At 64.6% G+C, this 20,384-nt stretch carries 18 protein-coding genes; 6 read left to right on the top strand and 12 right to left on the bottom strand.

Going from position 1 to position 20,384, the window contains the following annotated elements; all coding sequences use genetic code 11:
- Positions 1-15: 15 nt before the first annotated feature.
- The 5 genes from AC1D1X_RS00330 to AC1D1X_RS00310 all read right to left on the bottom strand — a co-directional run bounded on the left by AC1D1X_RS00330 (position 16) and on the right by AC1D1X_RS00310 (position 5,232).
- Entirely contained in the window at positions 16-1,917 is a 1,902-nt protein-coding gene (locus tag AC1D1X_RS00330; RefSeq protein ID WP_477670741.1) for a dipeptide ABC transporter ATP-binding protein, read from the bottom strand.
- Positions 1,918-1,943: 26 nt separating this feature from the next.
- The gene (locus AC1D1X_RS00325; RefSeq protein WP_477670335.1) at positions 1,944-2,954 is read right to left on the bottom strand and encodes an isoaspartyl peptidase/L-asparaginase family protein; all 1,011 of its coding nucleotides are present in this window, start codon (positions 2,952-2,954) and stop codon (positions 1,944-1,946) included.
- A complete protein-coding gene (locus AC1D1X_RS00320; RefSeq protein WP_477670334.1) occupies positions 2,951-3,910 on the bottom strand; it encodes a MurR/RpiR family transcriptional regulator in 960 nt (319 codons plus the stop codon). Before AC1D1X_RS00320 ends, AC1D1X_RS00325 begins: the two co-directional genes overlap by 4 nt.
- A 354-nt stretch (positions 3,911-4,264) precedes the next feature.
- A complete protein-coding gene (locus AC1D1X_RS00315) occupies positions 4,265-4,567 on the bottom strand; it encodes a hypothetical protein (RefSeq protein ID WP_477670333.1) in 303 nt (100 codons plus the stop codon).
- A gap of 98 nt (positions 4,568-4,665) precedes the next feature.
- On the bottom strand, positions 4,666-5,232 hold the full coding sequence (locus AC1D1X_RS00310; protein WP_477670332.1) for a flavodoxin family protein: 567 nt from the start codon (positions 5,230-5,232) through the stop codon (positions 4,666-4,668).
- A gap of 88 nt (positions 5,233-5,320) precedes the next feature.
- Between AC1D1X_RS00310 and AC1D1X_RS00305 the strand changes: the two genes are divergently transcribed.
- A complete protein-coding gene (locus AC1D1X_RS00305) occupies positions 5,321-5,770 on the top strand; it encodes a VOC family protein (RefSeq protein ID WP_477670331.1) in 450 nt (149 codons plus the stop codon).
- Here AC1D1X_RS00305 and AC1D1X_RS00300 read toward each other — a convergent pair.
- Both AC1D1X_RS00300 and AC1D1X_RS00295 read right to left on the bottom strand, forming a co-directional pair.
- Positions 5,739-6,374, bottom strand: a complete 636-nt coding sequence (locus AC1D1X_RS00300) for a LysE family translocator (protein ID WP_477670330.1) — start codon at positions 6,372-6,374, stop codon at positions 5,739-5,741. The two genes, AC1D1X_RS00305 and AC1D1X_RS00300, sit on opposite strands and share 32 nt — an antisense overlap.
- A gap of 17 nt (positions 6,375-6,391) precedes the next feature.
- Entirely contained in the window at positions 6,392-6,913 is a 522-nt protein-coding gene (locus tag AC1D1X_RS00295; protein ID WP_477670329.1) for a hypothetical protein, read from the bottom strand.
- Between the two features lie 99 nt (positions 6,914-7,012).
- Here AC1D1X_RS00295 and AC1D1X_RS00290 point away from each other — a divergent pair, with 99 nt between their 5' ends.
- Positions 7,013-7,963: a helix-turn-helix transcriptional regulator gene (locus tag AC1D1X_RS00290; protein WP_477670328.1), complete on the top strand. Its 951-nt coding sequence runs from the start codon at positions 7,013-7,015 to the stop codon at positions 7,961-7,963.
- Positions 7,964-7,978: 15 nt separating this feature from the next.
- On the opposite strand, the gene AC1D1X_RS00285 is transcribed toward AC1D1X_RS00290, so the two are convergent.
- Entirely contained in the window at positions 7,979-9,331 is a 1,353-nt protein-coding gene (locus AC1D1X_RS00285) for a D-amino acid dehydrogenase (RefSeq protein WP_477670327.1), read from the bottom strand.
- 107 nt (positions 9,332-9,438) lie between these two features.
- On the opposite strand from AC1D1X_RS00285, the gene AC1D1X_RS00280 reads away from it, so the two are divergent.
- Positions 9,439-10,383 carry a LysR family transcriptional regulator ArgP gene (locus tag AC1D1X_RS00280; protein WP_477670326.1) on the top strand — a complete coding sequence of 315 codons (945 nt, stop codon included), beginning with the start codon at positions 9,439-9,441 and terminating at the stop codon, positions 10,381-10,383.
- Between the two features lie 209 nt (positions 10,384-10,592).
- Positions 10,593-14,657: a PAS domain S-box protein gene (locus AC1D1X_RS00275; protein ID WP_477670325.1), complete on the top strand. Its 4,065-nt coding sequence runs from the start codon at positions 10,593-10,595 to the stop codon at positions 14,655-14,657.
- Positions 14,658-14,952: 295 nt separating this feature from the next.
- On the opposite strand, the gene AC1D1X_RS00270 is transcribed toward AC1D1X_RS00275, so the two are convergent.
- Together AC1D1X_RS00270 and AC1D1X_RS00265 are read right to left on the bottom strand one after the other, a co-directional pair.
- Positions 14,953-15,504, bottom strand: coding sequence for a hypothetical protein (locus tag AC1D1X_RS00270; RefSeq protein ID WP_477670324.1), 552 nt, complete (start codon positions 15,502-15,504; stop codon positions 14,953-14,955).
- Positions 15,505-15,781: 277 nt separating this feature from the next.
- The gene (locus AC1D1X_RS00265; protein ID WP_477670740.1) at positions 15,782-16,633 is read right to left on the bottom strand and encodes a metallophosphoesterase; all 852 of its coding nucleotides are present in this window, start codon (positions 16,631-16,633) and stop codon (positions 15,782-15,784) included.
- Between the two features lie 117 nt (positions 16,634-16,750).
- Between AC1D1X_RS00265 and AC1D1X_RS00260 the strand changes: the two genes are divergently transcribed.
- Positions 16,751-17,164, top strand: a complete 414-nt coding sequence (locus AC1D1X_RS00260; RefSeq protein ID WP_477697658.1) for a DUF1801 domain-containing protein — start codon at positions 16,751-16,753, stop codon at positions 17,162-17,164.
- Positions 17,165-17,197: 33 nt separating this feature from the next.
- Here AC1D1X_RS00260 and AC1D1X_RS00255 read toward each other — a convergent pair whose 3' ends face one another.
- Positions 17,198-18,739: a sensor histidine kinase gene (locus tag AC1D1X_RS00255; RefSeq protein ID WP_477670322.1), complete on the bottom strand. Its 1,542-nt coding sequence runs from the start codon at positions 18,737-18,739 to the stop codon at positions 17,198-17,200.
- Positions 18,740-18,929: 190 nt separating this feature from the next.
- Between AC1D1X_RS00255 and AC1D1X_RS00250 the strand changes: the two genes are divergently transcribed.
- Positions 18,930-19,106, top strand: a complete 177-nt coding sequence (locus AC1D1X_RS00250) for a hypothetical protein (protein WP_431099058.1) — start codon at positions 18,930-18,932, stop codon at positions 19,104-19,106.
- Positions 19,107-19,241: 135 nt separating this feature from the next.
- Here the strand turns inward: AC1D1X_RS00250 and AC1D1X_RS00245 are convergent, their stop codons facing one another.
- The gene (locus tag AC1D1X_RS00245) at positions 19,242-20,243 is read right to left on the bottom strand and encodes a Bug family tripartite tricarboxylate transporter substrate binding protein (protein WP_477670321.1); all 1,002 of its coding nucleotides are present in this window, start codon (positions 20,241-20,243) and stop codon (positions 19,242-19,244) included.
- Positions 20,244-20,384: the final 141 nt, after the last annotated feature.

Genomic DNA, 20,384 nt, shown 5'->3' with positions numbered 1-20,384 from the left:
AAAGGCGAGTGGTGGTCAATAAGGGCCTCCTACCGAATGCCGTGCCACGAAATGCCCCGGCGCCACCTGGTGCAGCGGCGCCACTTGCGGCGCGTCGCCCACAGCGCGTATGGGGCTGGGAATCTCGTCGGCCATGAGTTCGCGCATCCCGCCGCGGCTGGCCGGGTCGGCAACCGGCACGGCCGCCAGCAGGCGACGCGTGTAGGCGTGCTGAGGGTTTTCGAACACGGCGCGGCGCGGGCCGATTTCCACGATCTGGCCCAGGTACATCACGGCCACGCGGTGGCTGATGCGCTCGACCACCGCCATGTCGTGCGAGATAAACAGGAAGGCGACGCCGAATTCCTGCTGCAGGTCCAGCATCAGGTTGATGATCTGCGCGCGGATCGACACGTCCAGCGCCGACACCGCCTCGTCGGCGATCACCACCTTGGGGTTGAGCGCCAGCGCCCGCGCAATCGCCACGCGCTGGCGTTGCCCGCCGGAGAATTCGTGCGGGTAGCGATGGGCCGCTTCGGCTGGCAAGCCCACCTTGCCCAATAGCCAGCGCACGCGTTCCTGCGCCTCCTGGGGCGAGGCGAGCTTGTGGATCAGCATGGGCTCCATGACCGAATAGCCGACCGTCAGCCGCGGGTCAAGCGAGGCAAACGGGTCCTGGAACACAAACTGGATGTCGCGGCGCAAGGCCTGCAGGGCCCGGCCCTTGAGCGCCGAGATGTCGCGCCCCGCGACCTCGACCTGACCGCTGTTGAATTCCAGCAGCCGGGCCAGCGAGCGGCCCGTGGTGGATTTTCCGCAACCTGATTCGCCCACCAGCGACAGCGTTTCACCGGCCTTGAGCTCGAAGCTGAGCTGCTCCACCGCATACACCTGCCGGCGCACGCGCCCGAGCAGGCCGCTCGCCAGCGGAAAGCGTGTGACCAGGTCCTGCACCTTGAGGACAGGCGGCAGGTCGTGGCGCACGGTGCTTGCGGCGCTGAAAGCCTGGCCGCCTTCGTCATCTTTGCCCTGCGGCGCGCCCGGCACCGCAAAGCGCGCTGGCAGGTCCTGCCCGTGCATGGCACCCAGCCGGGGCACCGCTGCCAGCAGGGCCTGGGTGTAGGGTTGTTGCGGCCTCACAAAGAGGCTGGCGCAGTCACCTTCTTCGACCTTGTCGCCGCGGTACATCACGAGCACGCGGTCGGCAATTTCGGCCACCACGCCCATGTCGTGGGTGATGAAGATCACCGCCATGGCCAGTTCGCGCTGCAGCTGCTGGATCAGCGCGAGAATCTGCGCCTGGATGGTCACGTCCAGTGCCGTGGTGGGTTCGTCGGCGATCAGCAGCGTGGGCTTGCAGGCCAGCGCCATCGCAATCACCACGCGCTGGCGCATTCCCCCCGACAGCTGGTGCGGATGGCGGCCCAGCACGTTTTTGGCTTCCGGGATGCGGACCAGGTTGAGCATGCGCAGCGCTTCGGCAAGCGCCGCCTTGCGTGAAAGCCCCTGGTGCAGGCGTATCGATTCGGCGATCTGCTCGCCCACCGTGAACACCGGGTTGAGCGAGGTCATGGGCTCCTGGAACACCATGGCCAGGTCGGCGCCGCGCAGGCTGCGCATCTGCGATTGCGAGGCCTGCGCCAGGTCAAGGCGCTCGCCGTTGCGGCGCGTCAGCCACATGCTGCCGCTGCCCAGGCGGCCACCGCCTTGCTCCACCAGGCGCATGAGGGCCAGCGATGACACCGATTTTCCGGAGCCTGATTCGCCCACGATGGCGAGCGTTTCCCCGGCGTCGACGTGAAAGCTGAGGCGCCGCACCGCATGCACGGTGCGCTGCTCGCTGGCAAAGCTCACGCTGAGGTCGTTGACTTCAATCACGCGCTGGCGGCCGGCAGTGGGCGTGCCCTGTGCGCCGGGCGCCGTACTGGCGCGCGTCATGTCATCCAGTAGTCCGGGCAAAGCGGTCATGCGGCGCTTTCGTCGGCTTCGCCTGCGTAAATGGCGCTCACCGGCGCCTCACCCACGCGGGCCCAGCCACGGTACATGCCTTCGGTGTTGAAGGGAAGGCTCAGGTTGCCCTGTGCATCGACGGCAATCAGGCCGCCCCGCCCGCCGATGGCCGGCAGCACGTTCATGACCACTTCCCGGGCGGCCGCATCCAGCGGCATGCCGGCATAGGCCATGCGCGCGCAGATGTCATAGGCCGCTGCGGTGCGAATGAACATTTCGCCCGAGCCGGTGCAGGAAATGGCGGCCGTGCGGTTGTCCGCATAGGTGCCGGCGCCTATCAGGGGTGAGTCGCCGACCCGGCCGGCGCGCTTGTTTGTCATGCCGCCGGTGGAGGTGGCGGCTGCCAGGTTGCCCTGCGCATCCAGGGCAACGGCGCCCACGGTGCCGAATTTTCGGCCTTCGTCCAGGGGCGCAGCGCCGGCTGCGGGCGAGCGGAACACCAGCGCCGCGCCATCGTGATCCAGCACCGCCGTGTCGGCGGCGAGCGCGCGCCGCAATTGCTCGCGGCGTGCATCGGTCGAAAAATAATCGGGCGAGACCATCTCCAGCCCCTGCGCTTCGGCAAAGGCTTCGGCGCCGGCCGCAACCAGCAGCACATGTTCGCTGCGCTCCATCACGGCACGCGCTGCGCGCACCGGTCGGCGTACACGGCTCACGCAGGCCACCGCACCGGCGCGCAAAGTGGCGCCGTCCATCACCGCCGCGTCCAGCTCATGGGTCCCGTCGTGGGTGAAGACAGCGCCGTGCCCGGCATTGAAGAGCGGGCAGTCTTCAAGCAGGTCGACCGCCAGGCTGACCGCGTCCAGCGCGCTGCCGCCGCCGGCCAGCAGTTGCTGCGCGGGCCGCAGGATGCCCCGCAGGGCAGCGTGATACGCCGCGTTTTGTTCTGCGCTGATATGGCTGCGGCTCATGGTGCCGGCGCCGCCGTGGATGGCGATAAGGGGAAGGGGCTTGGGCCGTGTCACTTGGATGCCTTTGGCAGTTTCGGTTGGGCGCGGGGTTTGCGTGGGGCAGGTGCTGCGGCATCGGTATCGGGACGCAGCCGGTCGGCGTGGTTGCCGTGCAGCCAGGGCAGCACCGACTCGGCCAGCTGGGTTGCGGCTTTGAGCGAGCCTTTAGCGCGGTGAGCGACCGCGCTGCACAAGGCCTCTATCAGTGCCAGGACGGTGGCTTCGGAGTTGGCGAAGTACTGGCTTTCGGTATGGGCGTAGAGCGCGACGGTGGCCAGCGGCGCCAGCGGCGACGTCACGCGGTCGGTCAGCGCCAGCACCGGCACGCCAGCGTCGCGCGCGCGGCGCGCCAGCAAAATGGTGTCGCCGAAATAGCGCGGGTAGGCAATGGCGATCAGCAGGTCTTCGGGCTTGAGGCGTGCCAGCACGCGCGCGCCGTAGGACGAGCTTTCCATGCTGGCCAGGAGCTGGACGTTGTCGCAGTAAGGGTCCAGCGAGCGCTGCAGCAGCCCGCCCAGCCAGCTGCTGCTGCCAAAGCCGGCAATGTAAATGCGCCGTGCCTTCAGGATCGCCGCCACGGCCTGCTCACAGCTCTGGGCATCCAGCGACTGCCGTGTCAGGTCGATGTTGCGCTGGCTTTGCACCAGGGCGGATGCAAACACGTCTGCCACCGTGGCGGGGTGCTCAAGGTTGTTGCGCAGCTTTTCAACCGGCGCCAGCGTGGCTTCAAACCCCAGCACCAGCGCGGCGCGGAACTGCGGGTAGCCGTCAAATTCCAGCGCCCGGGCGAACCGGTTGGCGGTGGCCACCGAAACCCCGAGCGTGGCGGCCAGCTCGTCGATGGGCATGGTAGCTGCTTGCAAAGGGTGAGCCAGCACATAGTCGGCCATTTGCCGGTGCGAGCGCGTCAGCGTTGGCAATAAACGCCCAATACGCTGCGCCATTGAAGGGTTGCCAGGGAATGTCGCCATCAGGATTGGGAGTGGAACTGGATGTATATAAATTTACAAAACAATTCATGATAACGAAATTTTTGATCATTTCAAATCAAATTCAGGCACCGTGATGCGCGGTGGGGTGAGTGCTGGCCGTGACCGGGGGCAGGTTTCAGGCCTCACTGCCGGAAGGCAGATGCACTTCAGTGCATCGTTGTTTAAATGAATATAGCCTGCAATGCCGGTGGATTGTGCGCTGACAGCTATTAAAACAATAGCAAATGGAGTTGCCGCCTGATACGTCGGCCGGGATGTAGATACGTCGGCGATTCGGCAAGCAGCGATTTGCCCCGGTGAGGCATGGCCGCCATGAGGCCGTTTGGGCTTGCCCTAGGACTTGAGCTTCTTGTAGGCGTGGCCCATTTCAGGGCCCTTGCTGGTGTCTTTCAACCCCCGCCGCAGATCGCGCCCGGCTTGTTCGACTTCGGCACTGGATTGCCCGCCCGTCATGTCAACGGACTGGTCGCGCTCATGAGGCAGTTCCAGGCTGGCTTCGACAGAGGTGTCTTTGGACGAACCCGCCCGCTCAGGACGTGAGCTCTGGACGCGCGGAGTTTTCGCCGGCATGCCCTTGCCCGAGACGGGTTGCTCCAGGTTGTTTTGCCGTGCGGCAGCGGATTTGGARGATGTCATGGCACCTACTGTCGGCCCCGCCCCCCGGCAGGGCTGTCAGCCCGAAAAGGCAGCGTTTGTAGGAAACGGCCACCTTGCCTGCGCGAAGCCCGCGCGGCTCAAGCGGCCAGGAACGTCGCGGCTTGTGCCGTGGCGGCGGCATCGGCTTTGACGGCGTCGGGTGGCCCGCCTTTGCCCCACAGTTCGCCGCCGTAGTTCATGGCCATGAACTGCGCGCAGAGCCTGATTGAGTCCACCATGGGCTGCGCTTTGGCGCGGTCGCCGCTGGTGGTGATCAGCCACAAGGTTTTTTTCGCCATCTCTTCCTTGAACGGCAGGCCGGGCACGCGCATCCAGGCGCTCCAGTGGTCGAGGTAAATCTTCAGCGGCGCCGGAATGCTGTACCAGTACACCGGGGCCACAAACACAATGTCGGTGGCGTCCATCGTGGCGTCCAGCAGCATCTTCATGTCGCCTTCCGGCATGGCGTACTGGCCCGTGGTGTGGCGCTGATCGACAAACAGCGGCATCCGCATGCGGGACAGGTGATGCCAGGCCTGGGGCGTGCCGGCCGGCAGTGCGGCGGCGGCTTGCTGCGCCAGCCACTCGGTGTTGCCCAATGCGCCGGGCTCGCGTGTGGAGGTGGCGAGGAAAAGAAATCGGGGGTTCGGATTCATGGCGGCCATGGTACTGGCTGCCGCAGGCCTTTGCTTGTGCAGGGTTTGGGTACGGCGTGCCAGAATAAAGCGCAGCCTCACTGGAGCCTTCCTCGCCATGATCCACATTCGCGACATCGACCACATCGTTCTTCGTGTCATTGACCTGCAGGGCATGCTGCGCTTCTACCAGCAGGTGCTGGGCTGCAGCCTGGAACGCCGGCAGGACGAAATCGGCCTGGTGCAACTGCGCGCCGGGCGTTCGCTGGTGGACCTGGTGCCGGTGGACGGCACGCTGGGCCGGGCCGGCGGCGCGGCGCCAGGCAAGGAGGGCCGCAACGTCGACCATGTCTGCTTTCGTGTCGAGCCCTTCGACGCAGAGGCGATTCATCGTCACCTGGCGGCCCACGGGGTTGAGGCAGGCAAGGTGGAGTCGCGCTATGGCGCCGAGGGCGAAGGGCCTTCGATTTATCTCAACGACCCCGAAGGCAACACCGTGGAACTCAAGGGGCCGGCATGGCCCGAGGGCGCCAACCCTAAAACTGCCGCCAGCCCTGCCATGCCGTGAAGCATGCGCCGGCGATCAGCACGGCACCCACGGCGCGCGCCATGGCAACACTGGCGCCCGGCCGCACCGCCAGCCATCGCCGGGTACCCGCAGCAGCCAGCGCCAGCGAACCGTATACGCCGCTTTGGGTAATGGCGATGATCAATCCAAGCGCCACAGCCTGAACCCAGAGCGAGCCGTATTCCAGCCGCAAAAACTGCGGAAAGATGGCCAGCATGAAAAGGTAGGCTTTCGGGTTGAGCAGGCAGGTGAGCGCGGCTTGCCGGAAGGTGCGCCACGGGGACGGCGGCTCGATGTCGGGCAAGGCGCCGAAAACAGATGTGCTGCGCATCAGTGACCACCCGATCCAGGCGATATACAGGCTGCCCGCCACCAGCATGACATTGACCATGCCCGGAACCAGCTGCAGCAGGATGCCCAGCCCCAGCGCGCCTGCCACGACGTGGCAAATACCGCCCGCCACAATGCCCGCCACGGCGAAGAGGCCGGCCCTGCGCCCGCCGGTCAATGAGCTGGCCATGACGAACGCCATGTCCATGCCGGGCAGGATGATGATGCCCAGCACCATGAGAAAAAACAGCCAGAGGTGTGCGAAGTGGTCCATCGACGAGCCTGTTTTTTTTAGCGGTGTACCGCGTGGTAAGCGGGGCGTGACAGGCTCATCACCCAGTTGGTTTCCCAGTGGCGGCCGTCGTCTTCCGAAAAGGCCTGTTCCCAGCGGGCGTGGGTAGGTGTGATGCCGGACCAGGTGAAACGAACCCGCACGGGCCGGCCTTCATGGCTGTCGTTTCCCTCAAACCGGCCTATGCCGCCGGCAAACGAGCCGGTCACCGGCGGCTGCAGCAAGCCGTTGTTCTGGCTGACCCAGTAAATGCTCCACAACCGCGTTTGCGGATTGAAAAACCGCAAGGCCATGCCGATGGTTTCCTTGTTTTCGGTGACGAGGTCGTTCATGTTGCCGAGCCCGCCCAGCAGCAGCGCGCCGTCCTGCACGGCTTCGAAACTTTCCCAGTCGGTACAGCCCTCCAGTCGCCGGCGCAGACGCTTGTTGCTGACCAGCCAACGCCCGGTAATGAAATTGAAATCGTGGCGCCCGTCGGTGAGCTCGGCAAGCTCCGGTGTGTGAGTCAGGGTGGTGGTCATGGCTTGAAGTGCATGTGGCACCGCAGTGGATATGTGAAAACCAGTCTAAAAAGGTAATAGGGCTGTTTCAGCCCTAATTAAGCGTTAGACTTTTTCACCATGTACTCCCCCACCACGCGCGTGCTCACCGTCCTGGAACTGCTGCAGTCCCACGGCCGGCTGAGCGGTGCCGAGCTGGCACGGCGGCTGCAGGTGGATGGCCGCACCCTGCGCCGCTACATCGCCAAGCTGGAAGACCTGGGCATTCCGGTGGTGGCCGAGCGTGGCCGCTACGGGTGCTACAGCCTGATCGCCGGCTTCAAGCTGCCGCCGATGATGTTCACCGACGACGAAGCGCTGGCCCTGTCGCTGGGCCTGCTTGCCGCGCGCGGCCTGGGGCTGGCTGAGGCAGCGCCTGCCGCGGAAAGCGCGCAGGCCAAGCTGGAGCGCGTGATGCCGTACCAGCTGAAAAACCGCGTCCGAGCGCTCGGTGAAACAGTGACGCTCGACATGCGCCATGCGGTGGCCCCCGGTGACAACACGGCGTTGCTGGCCTTGAGCACCGCAGCGCACGGCTGGCAGCGTGTGCACATGGCGTACCGTTCAGCCGACGACGATGTCACCGAGCGAGACTTTGACGCCTATGGCCTGGCATTTCGCCGCGGCCGCTGGTACGTGGTGGGCTGGTGCCATCTGCGCGGGGCGCTGCGCTCATTCCGCCTGGACCGTGTGCAGGAAGTCCGGCCGCTCAATGTGGTGTTCACGCCGCCGGCAGATTTCAATGCAGCGCAGCATCTCGTCCTGGGGCTGGCCACCATGCCGCGCACAAACACCGTGCGCCTGTTGCTGCACACCGATTTGCAGACGGCGCAAATGGAACTCCCCGACAGCATTGGCGTGTTCCAGCCCAGTGACGAAGGCGTGCTGCTGCACAGCCAGACCGACCACATCCCGTGGTTCGCCAGACAGCTTTCGCGGTTGCCATTTGCTTTCGAAATCCAGGAGCCGCCTGCGCTGCGCACCGCGCTGCGCGACCACGCACAACGCACGCTGGACCAGCATGCGGCCTGAACAGGCAGGCGTGGATCAGGCGGTTTCAGGCTCCAGGCGGCCGCGCGCGCGGGCCAGCCCGTAAAAACCGAAATCCATGGCCGGGACCTCCCCGCAGATCAGCTCGGCCATGGCCTTGCCAGACCCGGCGCCATGCGTCCAGCCCAATGTGCCGTGCCCGGCATTCACCCACAGGCGGCCGACTTTGGTCTTGCCGATGTAGGGAATGTTGGTGGGAGTGGCGGGACGCAGGCCGGTCCAGAAATTCGGTGTACCGCCCTGCGCTTCAAGGCGGGTGTCGCACACGCCTGGCAGCACTTCTTCGATGCGGTCGGCCAGCATTTTGCAGCGCGCCCTGGCCAGCGGGGTGTCCAGCGAAAGGTCATAGCCACCGACTTCGATGGTGCCGGCCACGCGCAAGTGATCGCCGAGGCGGCTCATGGCGCATTTGACCTCGTCGTCAATGGTGCTGACGAAGGGCGCAAGTTCCGGCTTGAGCAGCTTGAAGGTGGCGCTGTAGCCTTTGCCCGGATAGATCGGCAGGTCAACGCCCACCGAGCGCAACAGCGGCGCCGTGTACGAACCGCAAGCCACCACGATCTCGTCGGCCTTGAGTTTCATGACGGGACTCTCACTGCTGCCCGGCACGGTGCGTGCCCGGACGGCGACCGACTGGACCGCTCCACCGGACTTTTCCAGTCCTTCGATGTTGTGTTCGTAGAGAAAGCGTACGCCCTTGTCGGCGCAGCGCTGTGCCAGCGCCTGGGTGAAGACGCGCGCGTCGCCGCTTTCGTCGCTGGCGGTATAAGTGCCTCCCACGATGCGGTGCGCAAATGACTTGAAGGCCGGCTCTATGCCCAGCAACTGGGCGGTGCTCACCACGCGACGCGCCACGCCGTACTTCTGCATCAGCGCCGCCGCTTCACCGGCGGTATCGAACGACTTCTGGTCGGTGTAGTAGTGCGCGATGCCGCGCTCCAGCCGGTTGTATTCAATGCCGGTGGTCCTGACCACCTCCTTGAGCGCGATATGGCTGTAAGCGCCGAGTGCCACCAGCTGCTGCACGTTGCGCTCAAACGCGGCGTCGTTGCATTGCGACAGAAACTGCAGGCCCCAGCGCCATTGCTGCCAGCCATCGCCGAAGGGCAGTTGTGGCCGGAACAGCAGGGGGGCGTCGTTGCGAAACATCCATTTCAGGGCCTTCAGGGGGGCGTCCTTGTTGGCCCAGGGTTCGCAATAGCTGACCGAAATCTGCGCGGCATTGCCAAAACTGGTTTCCAGGGCGGCTCCGGGCTGCCGGTCCACCACAGTCACCTCATGGCCGCGCTCCAGCAGGTGCCAGGCGGTGCTGACGCCGATGATTCCCGCTCCCAAAACCACTACTTTCATACAAGCCCCTTTACAGCTTTCAAGTGTGAAGGATGTTGCTTTCAATTAATAGAAAAATTAAACTATCAGTGAAAACATCAGAACAACTAATACAAAGGAGGCTCTGCATGAGCACTTTTGATCCGGATGCGCTCGAATGCCTGGCAGCCATCGTGGAAGAGGGCGGCTTTGAGCGGGCGGCCCAGCGCCTGTCGATCACGCAGTCGGCTGTGTCGCAGCGCCTGCGTGCACTGGAGGCCCAGGTCGGGACCGTGCTGATCGTGCGCAGCAGGCCGCTCAAACCTACTTCAGCCGGCCAGCTGTTGCTGAAACACACCAAGATGCTGCGGCTGCTGCGTGCCGACCTTGAGCGCGACCTGAAAGAGCTGGCGCCCAGCTCGCTTGGCGGTGCGCGTGAGGAAGAGCGCATTTCCATCGCCATCAATGCCGACAGCATCGCCACCTGGGCCCTGCCGGCGCTGACCGACCTGGCGCAGCAGGGCCTGCCCATGGAGATCATCCACGACGACCAGAACTTCACCCACGAGTGGCTGCGTGAAGGCCAGGTGCTGGGCTGCGTCACCACACTCAAGCAGGCACTGCGCGGCTGCAAGGTGGAACCGCTGGGCGCGATGCAGTACATCGCGGTGGCTACGCCGGGCTTTGCGCAAAAACGGCTTGGCCTGGGCGAGGGCCCTGGCGGCAAACAGAACGCGCCCGCCTTGACGCAATACAACTTTCGCGATGTGCCTTTTATTGCGTTCAACCGCAAGGATGAGCTGCCGGTCGATTTCGTCGGCAAAGCTTTCGGGCTCAAGCGCGTCACCCTCAACCAGCTCTTTGTGCCGTCATCGGAAGGCATGGTCAGGGCTGTGCTGGCGGGCTGGGGCGTCAGCGTGGTGCCGCGCCTGCTGGCGCAAGGACTGATTGACACAGGCCAGCTCGTCAACGTGGCGTCCAGCTACACCCTGCCCATCCAGCTCTACTGGCATTGCTGGAACCTGGAGTCCGAAGTGCTGGATGCGCTCACCGCTGCACTCAAGCAGTCTGCAGCGCAGTCGTTGGTGACCTGATCGCACGAAAAGAGGCGCGCACCGCGTAGTGGCTGTGCACGGCTGGCGGCCGACCGGGAACACCGGGGCAGCCATGCGCTAGTCGCTGTTTCACTCGCTGACAAAGGCAGGTAAGGGAGTAGTCCCATTTACAAAAGGCACTGGCTTCCGCACACTGTGACCTGATGCGCGCTTGGCGCTGCATTGCAGTGAAAGGCACGAGGTAACGAATGCTGGGATGGCTGGGGCTGCGTACCCGTCTGGTTTTGCTGGTGCTGCTCGCGCTGCTCCCGCTGTTCGGCTTGCTCGCGTATTACGCCGAACAAGGCCGCCGCACTGCGCTGGAGCATGCACAGGTTGACCTGCAGGCCCAGGTCGCGCTGCTCGCCACACACCAGCATCGCACGGTGGACAAGGTGCATGAGCTTCTCAATGGCCTGGCCAGTGCGCCTCATATCAAGAGCCACGAGCCTGGACTGTGCGGGCAACAGCTGAAAAACATCCATCGGGAGCACCCCGAGTTCACCCATGTGGGCGTTGTTGCGCCGGACGGCCGGCTGGTCTGCAGCTCACTGGGCCTTCCCGCCGGCAGTATCCAGGAAGATGACCGGCCATTTTTCCTGCAGATCATGACCGGCCAGCGTTTTGCCATTGGGACCTACGGCATTGGCCGCAGCAGTGGCCTGCCGGGCCTGATCTTCGCCATACCGATCCACACCGATTCCGGCGCCATGGGGGGCGTGGCCTTTGCCTCCCTGGGCCTGAAGGCCCTCGCAGAGCCTTTGACCGCCGCCTCCATGATGTCGGGCGCAAGGCTGACGGTGCTTGACCGGGACGGCGTGGTGCTGGCCGTTTCCCCGCAGACACCTTCCTGGCTGGGCCGACAGCACCCGGACGCCGCCGTGCGCCAGGGCGTGCAAACGCGTCACCTGGGTGTGCTGCATGCACCTGATGCGCAGGGAAGCCAGCGGGTCTACGCTTTTGCGCCGGTTTCCGTCGAAGGCCGCGATGGGCTATTTGTGGCAGTCAGTGTCCCGCAGGAAATCATCGGCGCAGAAAGCCGCGACAACCTGCTTTCGGAGCTGGCGGCTTTGCTCGCCATGGCCGTGGCAAGTGCAGCCTGTGCATGGTGGATAGGCAACCGCCTGATCGTCAACCCGGCCAAGGCGATCCTGAAAGAAGCCAATGAGGTTGCAGAGGGCAATCTGGGGGCGCGTGTCAGGCTGGGTCCGTTGTACCAGGGGGAGCTTGGCGACATTGGGCAGACCTTCAATCGCATGGCTGGCTCCCTTCAGGCGCGCCAGGAGGAGCTTGATGCCGTGCTCAGCCGCGTGGACAAGGAGCGCTCCTTGCTCGATCTCATTCTCAACAGCATGAGTGAAGGTGTAATCGCGGCGGACACCGAAGGTCGTTTCCTGGTGTTTAACGCGACGGCTCGCAAGCTCTTTGGCGTAGCGCCAGGCCCCGGCGTGCGGGTCGAGGACTGGCGCCGCGACCACGAGCTGCTGACGCTCGACGGAAAAACCCCCTTGCCGGCGTCGGAGCGGCCGCTGGCGCGCGCAACGCGCGGCATCAGTATCGACAACTGGGACCTGGTATTTCGCAGGCCCGGCGCCGAAGACCGGGTACTCAGGATGAGCACGCGGCCCTTGCAGGATGACGCCGGCACGCTGGTGGGCGGCGTCGCGGTGTTCAATGACATTACCAAGGTCAAGGCCGCGGAGGATTTTGCCCTGGCGCAGGAACAGGTATTGGCGCTGATTGCCGGGAGCGCGCCCCTGCAGCGCTCGCTCGAGGCCGTGGTGCAATTAATTGAGACGAGTTCCCCGGACAGCCTGTGCTCGATCCTGCTGCTGGACGGGCAACACCTGCGCCTGGGTGCAGCGCCCAGCCTGCCGGACAGCTACAACCAGGCCATTGAAGGCCTGCCGGTAGGTGAAGGGGTGGGTGCCTGCGGTACCGCGGCGTTTCGCAACGAGATGGTCGTGGTGGAAGACACCCAGCTCGACCCGCTGATGAAGGACTACCGGGAGATATTGCTCGCGCATGGCCTGCGCGCCTGCTGGTCCCACCCTGTGGTTTCGACCGACGGCGAGCCGCTGGCAACATTTGCCATCTACCACCGCTATCCATGTGTACCCCAACCGCACGATCTGGAACTGATCGACACTGCGGCGCGGCTGGCCGGTATTGCGCTGGTACGTGCCCGCGCCGAGGCGGCGCTGGTCAGCAGCGAAGCGCGTTTTCGTGAACTTGCAGAAAACATCAACGACGTTTTTTACAACGTGGATCCCCGCTCCGGCCAACTTCTCTATATCAGCCCCGGCTATGAGAAGGTGTGGGGCCGCAGCCGTGAGAGCCTGTATGCCAACCCCCTGTCATATGCCGACGCTGCGCTGCCGGAGGATCAGCCTTTGCTGAAGCTCGCCAGGAAGCGCAACCGCACTGGCGAATCCTCCGACATCGAATACCGCATCCTGTCCGCGGACGGCAAGCTCCGGTGGATACGCGACCACTCCTATCCGGTGCTCGATGCGTCGGGTGTCCTCGAGCGTGTGGTGGGCACCGCCCGCGACATTACCGACCGCAAGCTTGCCGACCTGGCGCTCGCAAACACCAACCGGGCCCTGCAGATGCTGAGCCAGTCCAGCATCGCCATCAACCGGATTGAAGACGAGGAGGCCCTGTTGGCCGAAGTCTGTCGTGTCGCCGTCGATGTGGGCAGCTACCGCATGGCCTGGGTGGGGTATGCACAGAACGACGAAGCGCGCACCATACAGCCCATGGTGCACGCCGGTAACGAGGGCGGGTACCTGACGGTGATCCGCCTGACCTGGCGTGATGACCAGGTTACGGGCCAGGGCCCCGCGGGCCAGGCCATTCGCACCGGGCTGCCCCAGCAAAGCGACATCAGCCGGGCCGACAATCATTTTTACTGGCAGGCCGATGCCATGAAGCGAGGCTACCAGAGCGCGGTTTGCCTGCCTTTGCGCGAAGGGTCCAGCAGTTTCGGCGTGCTATGCCTTTATTCGGCTGAGCCGCAGCAGTTCACCGCTGAAGAGGTCAAACTTCTGCAGGAGCTTGCCGACAACCTGGCGTTCGGCATCGTCAGCCTGCGTGAACGCCTGGAGCGCCAGCGCAGCCAGGAGGCCGCACGCCAGGCGGCAGTCAAGCTGCACGAACAGGCTTCGCTGCTGGACAGGGCCCAGGACGCCATCATGGTCCGCAACCTGGACCGGACCATACGTTTCTGGAACAAGGGTGCCGAACGCCTTTACGGATGGACAGCCGAAGAAGTGCTGGGCAAATCGATGGAAGAGTTCATGTACGAGGATCCCCAGGTGCTTGTGGGCGCCATGGCCCGCACGCTGGCCAATGAAGGGGACTGGACCGGTGAACTGGAGCAGCGCGCCAGGGATGGCTCAACGGTGGCCATCGAAGCACGCTGGACGGTGGTGCGCGACGAAGAAGGCAAGGTTAACGGGGTGCTCGGCATCAACACCGATATCCGCGAACGCAGGCGTGCGCGCGAGGAGATATTGCGGCTCAACGCCAGCCTGGAAGAGCGCGTGCAGCAACGCACCGCGCAACTCGAATTTGCCAACAAACAACTGGAGGCATTTTCTTATTCCGTATCCCATGACCTGCGCAGCCCGCTAAGTGCCATCGACGGATTCAGCGACCTGCTGCAGCGTGCCATGAACAAGTCCGACAGCACACCGCTGTCGGAGCGCAGCCGGCATTACCTGGCGCGCATACGGGCCGGGGTGGGGCAGATGGGGGAATTGATCGATGCGATGTTGACGCTGGCACAGGTGTCGCGCTCAAGCCTGCGTTGGGAGCCGGTCGACCTCAGCGCACTGGTCCAGGGCATCCTTGACGGCTACCGTGAACGCGAGCCCGAAAGGCCGGTGGCGCTCCATGTTGAAGCGGGCCTGACGGGGCAGGGTGACCCGCGCCTGCTCATGCAGTTGCTGGACAACCTGCTGGGCAACGCCTGGAAATTCAGCGCCAACCAGGAGCGCACCGAAATCACCTTCGGCCATGAGGTCGGCGAAGACGGGGAGACGGTTTATTTTGTCCAGGACAAGGGCGCCGGCTTCGACATGGCCTACGCGGAGAAGCTGTTTGGCGCGTTCCAGCGCCTGCATTCGCTGTCGGAATTTGCCGGCACCGGCATTGGGCTGGCCACGGTGCACCGCATCGTGGCACGGCATGGCGGGAAGGTCTGGGCCCAGTCATCCCTCGGGCAAGGCGCCACGTTCTATTTCACGCTGGGTGACAGGACTTTGTAAGGGGTGGAGCCCCCACGCTCCTCCACTGCGTGTGGGTCGCGAGGCCTTGCAGGCCGCAGCTCGCGAGACGCTTCGCCTCTGTCGCCCGTCCGAGCCTGCGCAGGCAGGCTCGGAGGCCGCTCGCCTGCAGTCCGGCAAAGTCGGTCCTGCGGCTCATGCTTGCATGAAGAGTTCGGCGGCGTAACCAGTGGGCGTATTTCACCAGTGGGGGCCGCGGGTCCGGCTTTGCCGGCCCCMGGCGCCGCCCCCTTGAGGGGGGAACAGGCTACACGCAGTGAGCCTGGACGGGGGTGGTTTAAAAGCTCTGCGGGCGCAGAGTTTCGCGCAGCGTCTGCGCTTTATCTGCGTCGAACTGGCCTTCAACCCGCGCCAGCACTTCACCCTGGCGGTTGACCACCACGGCGTAGACCTGGTCGGTGCCGTTGAGGCCGGCCGCACGCACAAAACTGGCTCGGTCGGTGAACACCGGCACCAGCCTGGCGCGCTCGGTATCTGCGGTGTAGTGCTTGAGCAACCTGTTTTCGACGGCGCTGCGCCCCGTCGGTGTGCCGGGGTCATTGACGATCGGCATGCGCATCCACGCGATGGACGAGTCGTTACGCAGGTTCAGCCCCTGGATCCAGCTCTCGGCCTGGACATGCTGGCCGCGCTGGAAGGTGATCAGTGCAAGGGTGCGGTCAGAGGGCAAGCCATCCGGCACGTTGACCGGCTGGCGCAGCAGTGTTTGCGCCATGAAAGCCGGCATGTGCCCCATGACGCTGGCCTCATTGGGTGATGCGAACGCAAACGCAAACGCGAGGCCGACGGCAAGCAGCCAGGCGCCAAGATAGGACACGTTGCTTTTCATGGTGCTCTCCCCAATGCGGGTGCGGTGCAGGAAGTCCTGCATGAACCCTTCATGCAAGATACATGCAAGCCGAACAGTGCGCAAACCAACAATTGGAACAAAGTGTTATCACTTTCGTGCTGACCCTTGGGTTCCGCGTTGCCGGTCGTGGTTGGGTTACGCGATGCGCAGGAAGTTCAAAAAAATGCCGCCGCCGTGTGCGCTGCGGCGCTACGACTTTAGTCACCAGCGGCACGTGGGCACCACGCCCATAAGAGGACGACTGAGTGCTTGAGTGCTATTGGCCGACGCGGATCAGCAAGTCGGGTAAAAACCCGTCCTGTTCATGCTTGCGCGCATAACCCAGCGGGTTCGCCACTACGCGGCAGCCGCGGCTGATGTAATTAATTACGCAATGCAGGTGCCCGTGCAGCCATAGGTCGGCCAGCGGCAGCAGGTCATCCAGCGTATTGCAAAAGCCCGCCGTACCCGGCACCAGGCCATAGCGCGGGTCGGCGCTCAGCAGGCTGGGGGCGAAATGCGTCACGGCCACAGTAGGCCCTTCAAATGGTACGGCCAGTGCCTGCCGCAACCAGGCCTGGCTTTTGAGGCCCTTTTCGCGCAGGTCGGCCGCCAGCAGTGGCTGGCCATCGCGAAAGGAATGGTTTTTTCCGAGATAAAAGTTGGCTGCGCGGAATGCTTTTTCGCGCGCTTTCAGTTGCTCGCCCGGCGTGATGTCCGATGCCTGGGCCTGGCCTGCGCTCAGGGCGTCAAAGTCGGTCCACAGCGTGCTGCCCACAAAACGCACACCCTGCAGCACCACGGTTTCACGTTCAAGCCAGACCATGCCCAGGCGCTCGCAGGTTTCGCGCAGCCGCACATGGGTTTCATCAAAGTCCAGGCCGTCGTATTCGTGGTTGCCCGGGACAAACAGCACCGGCGTCGGCCAGTCCGCACCGCCTTGGGCCAGAGGCAAGGGCGAAAACTGCCCCAGGCCGAAGTCGGCAATGCCCCTCTCGCCCAGCAGCGAGCCCTGCTGATAGGAGCCAATGTCGCCGGCCAGTACCAGCAGGTCGGCGCCGGGTACGGGCACGGCCTTGAAGTCGGGGTTGCTCTCGAGATGCAGGTCGGACAGGAGCTGGATGTTCACCCCGCCGATTGTGCGGGAAGAYGGGGCCGGTTCCGGGTGGCGGGCTTTTTCGCTTGCGTCGCCCAGTGTCCGTGCGCTAGATTGCGCAGGCATGAAACAGGAACCAGGGAGCCACCGGTGACACCTATCCAGAACACAGCCGTCGCGCAGGCCTTCGCGGCCTACCCGCCACTGCTGCGGCGCAAGCTGATGGCCCTGCGCCAATTGATTCTGGACACGGCATTGGACACACCCGGCGTCGGCGATCTGGAGGAAACACTCAAGTGGGGCGAGCCGGCCTACCTCACGTCAGCCAGCAAAAGCGGCAGCACCATCCGACTGGGGCCGGTCAGATCCAGTCCAGCGCAGTACGCCCTGTACTTCAACTGCAACACCATGCTGGTGGACACCTTCCGCACCTTGTTTCCCCGCGAGCTGCGCTACGAGGGCAATCGGRCCATCGTGCTCGATGCGGCTGATCCACTGCCGAGGGATGCCTTGTCGTTCTGCATTCAGGCGGCGCTGACCTACCACCGGAAAAAAGGCCCCTGAAACGGCAAAACCGCCGGCGCCGGGCGGGGGGTGTCAGGCCAACGGCGCCAGCAGGCGCACGGTGAATGTCGTGCCTTGCCCGGGCCGGCTGGTGACTTCAATCTGCCCCTGATGCAGGTCAACGCATTCCTTCACGATGTGCAGGCCGATGCCGGTGCCGGAAATATTGCCGACATTGGTGCCGCGGTGAAAGCTGCCGAACAGGCGCGGCAGGTCGGCTTCCGGGATGCCGATGCCGTGGTCGCTGATGCGCAGGTGAATCTGGTCGCCCACGCCGCGAACGGCAAACTGCACCGGCGTGTCCGGGTCCGAATATTTCAGCGCATTGCCCAGCAGGTTGACCACGATGTGCCGCAGCAACTGCTGGTCCGCCGTGCGCGGCGCGTCCAGGCCGTCGCAGGTCAGCGACACGCGCGCGGCCTGCGGGTTGCCGCGCTCAAGCTCACCCATCACCTGCACCAGCCAGTCGGGCACGGCCAGCGGCGCGGCTTCGAACTGGAACTTGCCCAGCTCCAGGCGGCTGGTCAGCAGCACCTGCTCGACCATGCTGTTCATGCGGGCCACCGCCGTCTTGATCTGCCCCAGCAGCTCCCGGCGTTCGCTGGCCGGAAAGCTGGCCCCGTAGGCATCCAGCAGCTCCACAGACGACAGGATGGCGGCCAGCGGCGTGCGGAACTCGTGCGATGTCACGGCGACAAACCGTGACTTCAGCTCCGACAGCTCGCGCTCGTGCGCCAGCGCCTTGCGCATGTCTTCCTCCGCCTGGCGCTTGCGCGTGACATCGGTCAGGAAGTTGAGCGTGGCGGGCGCGCCCTGCCATTCAAACATYACCGCGCTGATCTCAAGCCAGCGTATGGCGCTGCGGCTGTGCTGCACGCGAAACTGGTAGTAGTTCTCCACCGGCTCGCCGCGCAGGCGCTTCATGTGATTGCTCAGCACCTTCTCGCGGTCGTCGGGGTGGATGAATTCGATAAAGGGCAGGGACTTGGCGGTTTCCTCGTCCAGCGAGGTCAGCTCCAGTGCCTTGGGGTTGGCATACAGGATGCGCCCGGCCGCCGTGACAAGAATGCCCTCGCTGACGTTTTCCACCACCGCGCGGTACTTGGCCTCGGAGTCGGTGCGCCGGCCGATCTCCACACGCAATTGCTTGGAAGTGTCGAGCTGCCAGGTGATGTTGTTGGCCAGGTGGATAACGCGCAGCAACTGCCCCGAAGGGCTGTGCATGGGCAGCGCGCGCTGGCTCAGCCGGGCATTGCCGCCCTGGGGCCGGATGACCCTGTACTCTTCGCTGCGCTTCAGGGGGCTGGTTTGCAGGCTCAGCACCCGCTCGCGGTCTATTGGGTCCACATGCTCCAGCCATTGCCACGGCCGGTCTGCCAGGGTGTCGGCCGACAGGCCCCAGAACGCCTCGAACGCCGGGTTGGTATAGGTGATGCGGCCAGTTTGCGGGTCCCAGGACCAGAGCATCGCGTCAATATTCGAGGCGATCTGCCGCAGCAGCGCCAGCGCCCCGTCCGGCGATGAAGCAGGGGTCTCAGCCGTGGGCAGGGAAGAGGGATTTGGGGGATGGGCCACAGCCCAAGCATAGCCGCCGGCTCCGTGAAGTTTTCCCCGGAAATCACGTAGAAATGACCTGCATGTGCCGCCGCGGAGCACGGCATGCATTTTTTGCATGGGTTTGGGGCCCGGTTAGGCTTGAAACCCTAGGGAAAACCCTTATTCTTCATTCACCGCAACTTTTTCACCCCATGAAGGTGACCCTGACATGTACAGCCTGATTTCCCAGATCGCCCGTTTCCTGCCCGCCGCAACCCGCGTGGCCCCTGTGAACGGYGTGGCCCACAACCTGATGGAACGCGCCGAAGCACGCGCCGGCCGCAATCCGTTGCAGGCCCAGGAACTGCGCAGCGCCGCCTACGCTTACCTCAGCGTGGTTCGCTGAGCCCCCACGCTTCCCCACTTCGAGCCTGCGGCGCGCTGCCCCTTTCCTCACGTATGGGGCCGGCCGCCTTGCGGCTGGCAWCGCCAGACCGCGGCTTCAGCTGGTAAAGACGGGGCCTTGTTCGGGCGGATGCGGTCAGAGCTTAACCCCTGCTCCTTTGACGGCGGGCGACAGTACGGCCACCTGCTCCCTGACGAAGCCGGTGAACGCCGCCGGGCTCATGGGCTGGGTGGTGATGCCCAACTCCAGCATCTTCTTTTTGATCTCCGCCGTTGCCAGTATTTCGTTGCAGGCGCTGCTCAGCCGTGCCACGACGTCGGCCGGCATGTGCGCCGGACCGCTCAAACCAAAGAAGTTGTCCAGCACCAGCTTGCGGTAGCCAAACTCCACCACGCTGGGCACATCCGGCACCAGCGGTGAGCGGCTGGCCGACGTTACGGCCAGCGGCACCAGCTGCCCGCTCTTGAAGTAGGGCACAAAAGCCGTCAGCACGTCGATGCCCACGGGGATCACGCCCGCGATCAGGTCTGTCGTCATGGGCGCACCGCCGCGGTACGGGATGTGCACCAGGTTCACGCCCATGGACTTTTTCATCAGCTCGCCGTAAATGTGGCCGATCGAGGCCGGCCCGCCCGAGCCGAAGTCGAGCCGGCCCGCTTTGCGGGCCTGCGCTTCCACATCGGTAATCGTCTTGATGGGCGCGTGCGGGTTGGCCATCACCACGCAGGGGGCGTTGCCGATCAGCGCGATGTGGGTGAAGCCTTCCACCGGGTCATAGGGCTGCTTTTCCAGCGCGAACGGGCCGATGGACACCGGTGTCGAGTTGCTCAGCATCAGTGTGTAGCCGTCTGCCGGCGCCTGCGCCACCACCAGGCCTCCCACGCTGCCGCCCGCGCCCGGCCGGTTGTCGACCACCACCGCCTGCCCCAGCTTTTTGCCTAGCTGCTCGGCCATCACCCGCGCGACGATGTCACTGGCGCCGCCGGCTGGAAAGGTCACCACGATCTTGATCGGCTTGTCCGGCCAGGCAGCCAGGGCCGGCAGCGCCATGGATGCGGCGCCGCTGGCGAGGATCTTCAGCGCGGTGCGGCGCGCAAGTGGGTGTGAGGGCGTTGGGGGGTGTGGGTGGTCTGGCATGCGCGGCTCCTGCGTACAGTTTGTGTGCAAAAGTGTGTGCAAAAACCATGCCCCTCGGCCGCGAGCCGCTTGAATGGGATTGCCCGCGGGCGTTTGGCGTCAGCGTGACGCTACTGAATTAGTAGCGGCTCGCGCCTGTCC

Source organism: Polaromonas sp. P1_G4, assembly GCF_056405475.1.
Note: the sequence above shows the minus strand (reverse complement) of the source record. Positions and strands in the feature narration are given on the sequence as shown.

Bases quoted from the DNA above. Each gene is read 5' to 3' on its own strand.
- AC1D1X_RS00330 (WP_477670741.1), bottom strand. From the start codon at position 1,917: ATGACGCGCGCCAGTACGGCGCCCGGCGCACAGGGCACGCCCACTGCC.
- AC1D1X_RS00320 (WP_477670334.1), bottom strand. From the start codon at position 3,910: ATGGCGACATTCCCTGGCAACCCTTCAATGGCGCAGCGTATTGGGCGT.
- AC1D1X_RS00310 (WP_477670332.1), bottom strand. From the start codon at position 5,232: ATGGCCGCCATGAATCCGAACCCCCGATTTCTTTTCCTCGCCACCTCC.
- AC1D1X_RS00305 (WP_477670331.1), top strand. From the start codon at position 5,321: ATGATCCACATTCGCGACATCGACCACATCGTTCTTCGTGTCATTGAC.
- AC1D1X_RS00300 (WP_477670330.1), bottom strand. From the start codon at position 6,374: ATGGACCACTTCGCACACCTCTGGCTGTTTTTTCTCATGGTGCTGGGC.
- AC1D1X_RS00295 (WP_477670329.1), bottom strand. From the start codon at position 6,913: ATGACCACCACCCTGACTCACACACCGGAGCTTGCCGAGCTCACCGAC.
- AC1D1X_RS00290 (WP_477670328.1), top strand. From the start codon at position 7,013: ATGTACTCCCCCACCACGCGCGTGCTCACCGTCCTGGAACTGCTGCAG.
- AC1D1X_RS00285 (WP_477670327.1), bottom strand. From the start codon at position 9,331: ATGAAAGTAGTGGTTTTGGGAGCGGGAATCATCGGCGTCAGCACCGCC.
- AC1D1X_RS00280 (WP_477670326.1), top strand. From the start codon at position 9,439: ATGAGCACTTTTGATCCGGATGCGCTCGAATGCCTGGCAGCCATCGTG.
- AC1D1X_RS00275 (WP_477670325.1), top strand. From the start codon at position 10,593: ATGCTGGGATGGCTGGGGCTGCGTACCCGTCTGGTTTTGCTGGTGCTG.
- AC1D1X_RS00270 (WP_477670324.1), bottom strand. From the start codon at position 15,504: ATGAAAAGCAACGTGTCCTATCTTGGCGCCTGGCTGCTTGCCGTCGGC.
- AC1D1X_RS00245 (WP_477670321.1), bottom strand. From the start codon at position 20,243: ATGCCAGACCACCCACACCCCCCAACGCCCTCACACCCACTTGCGCGC.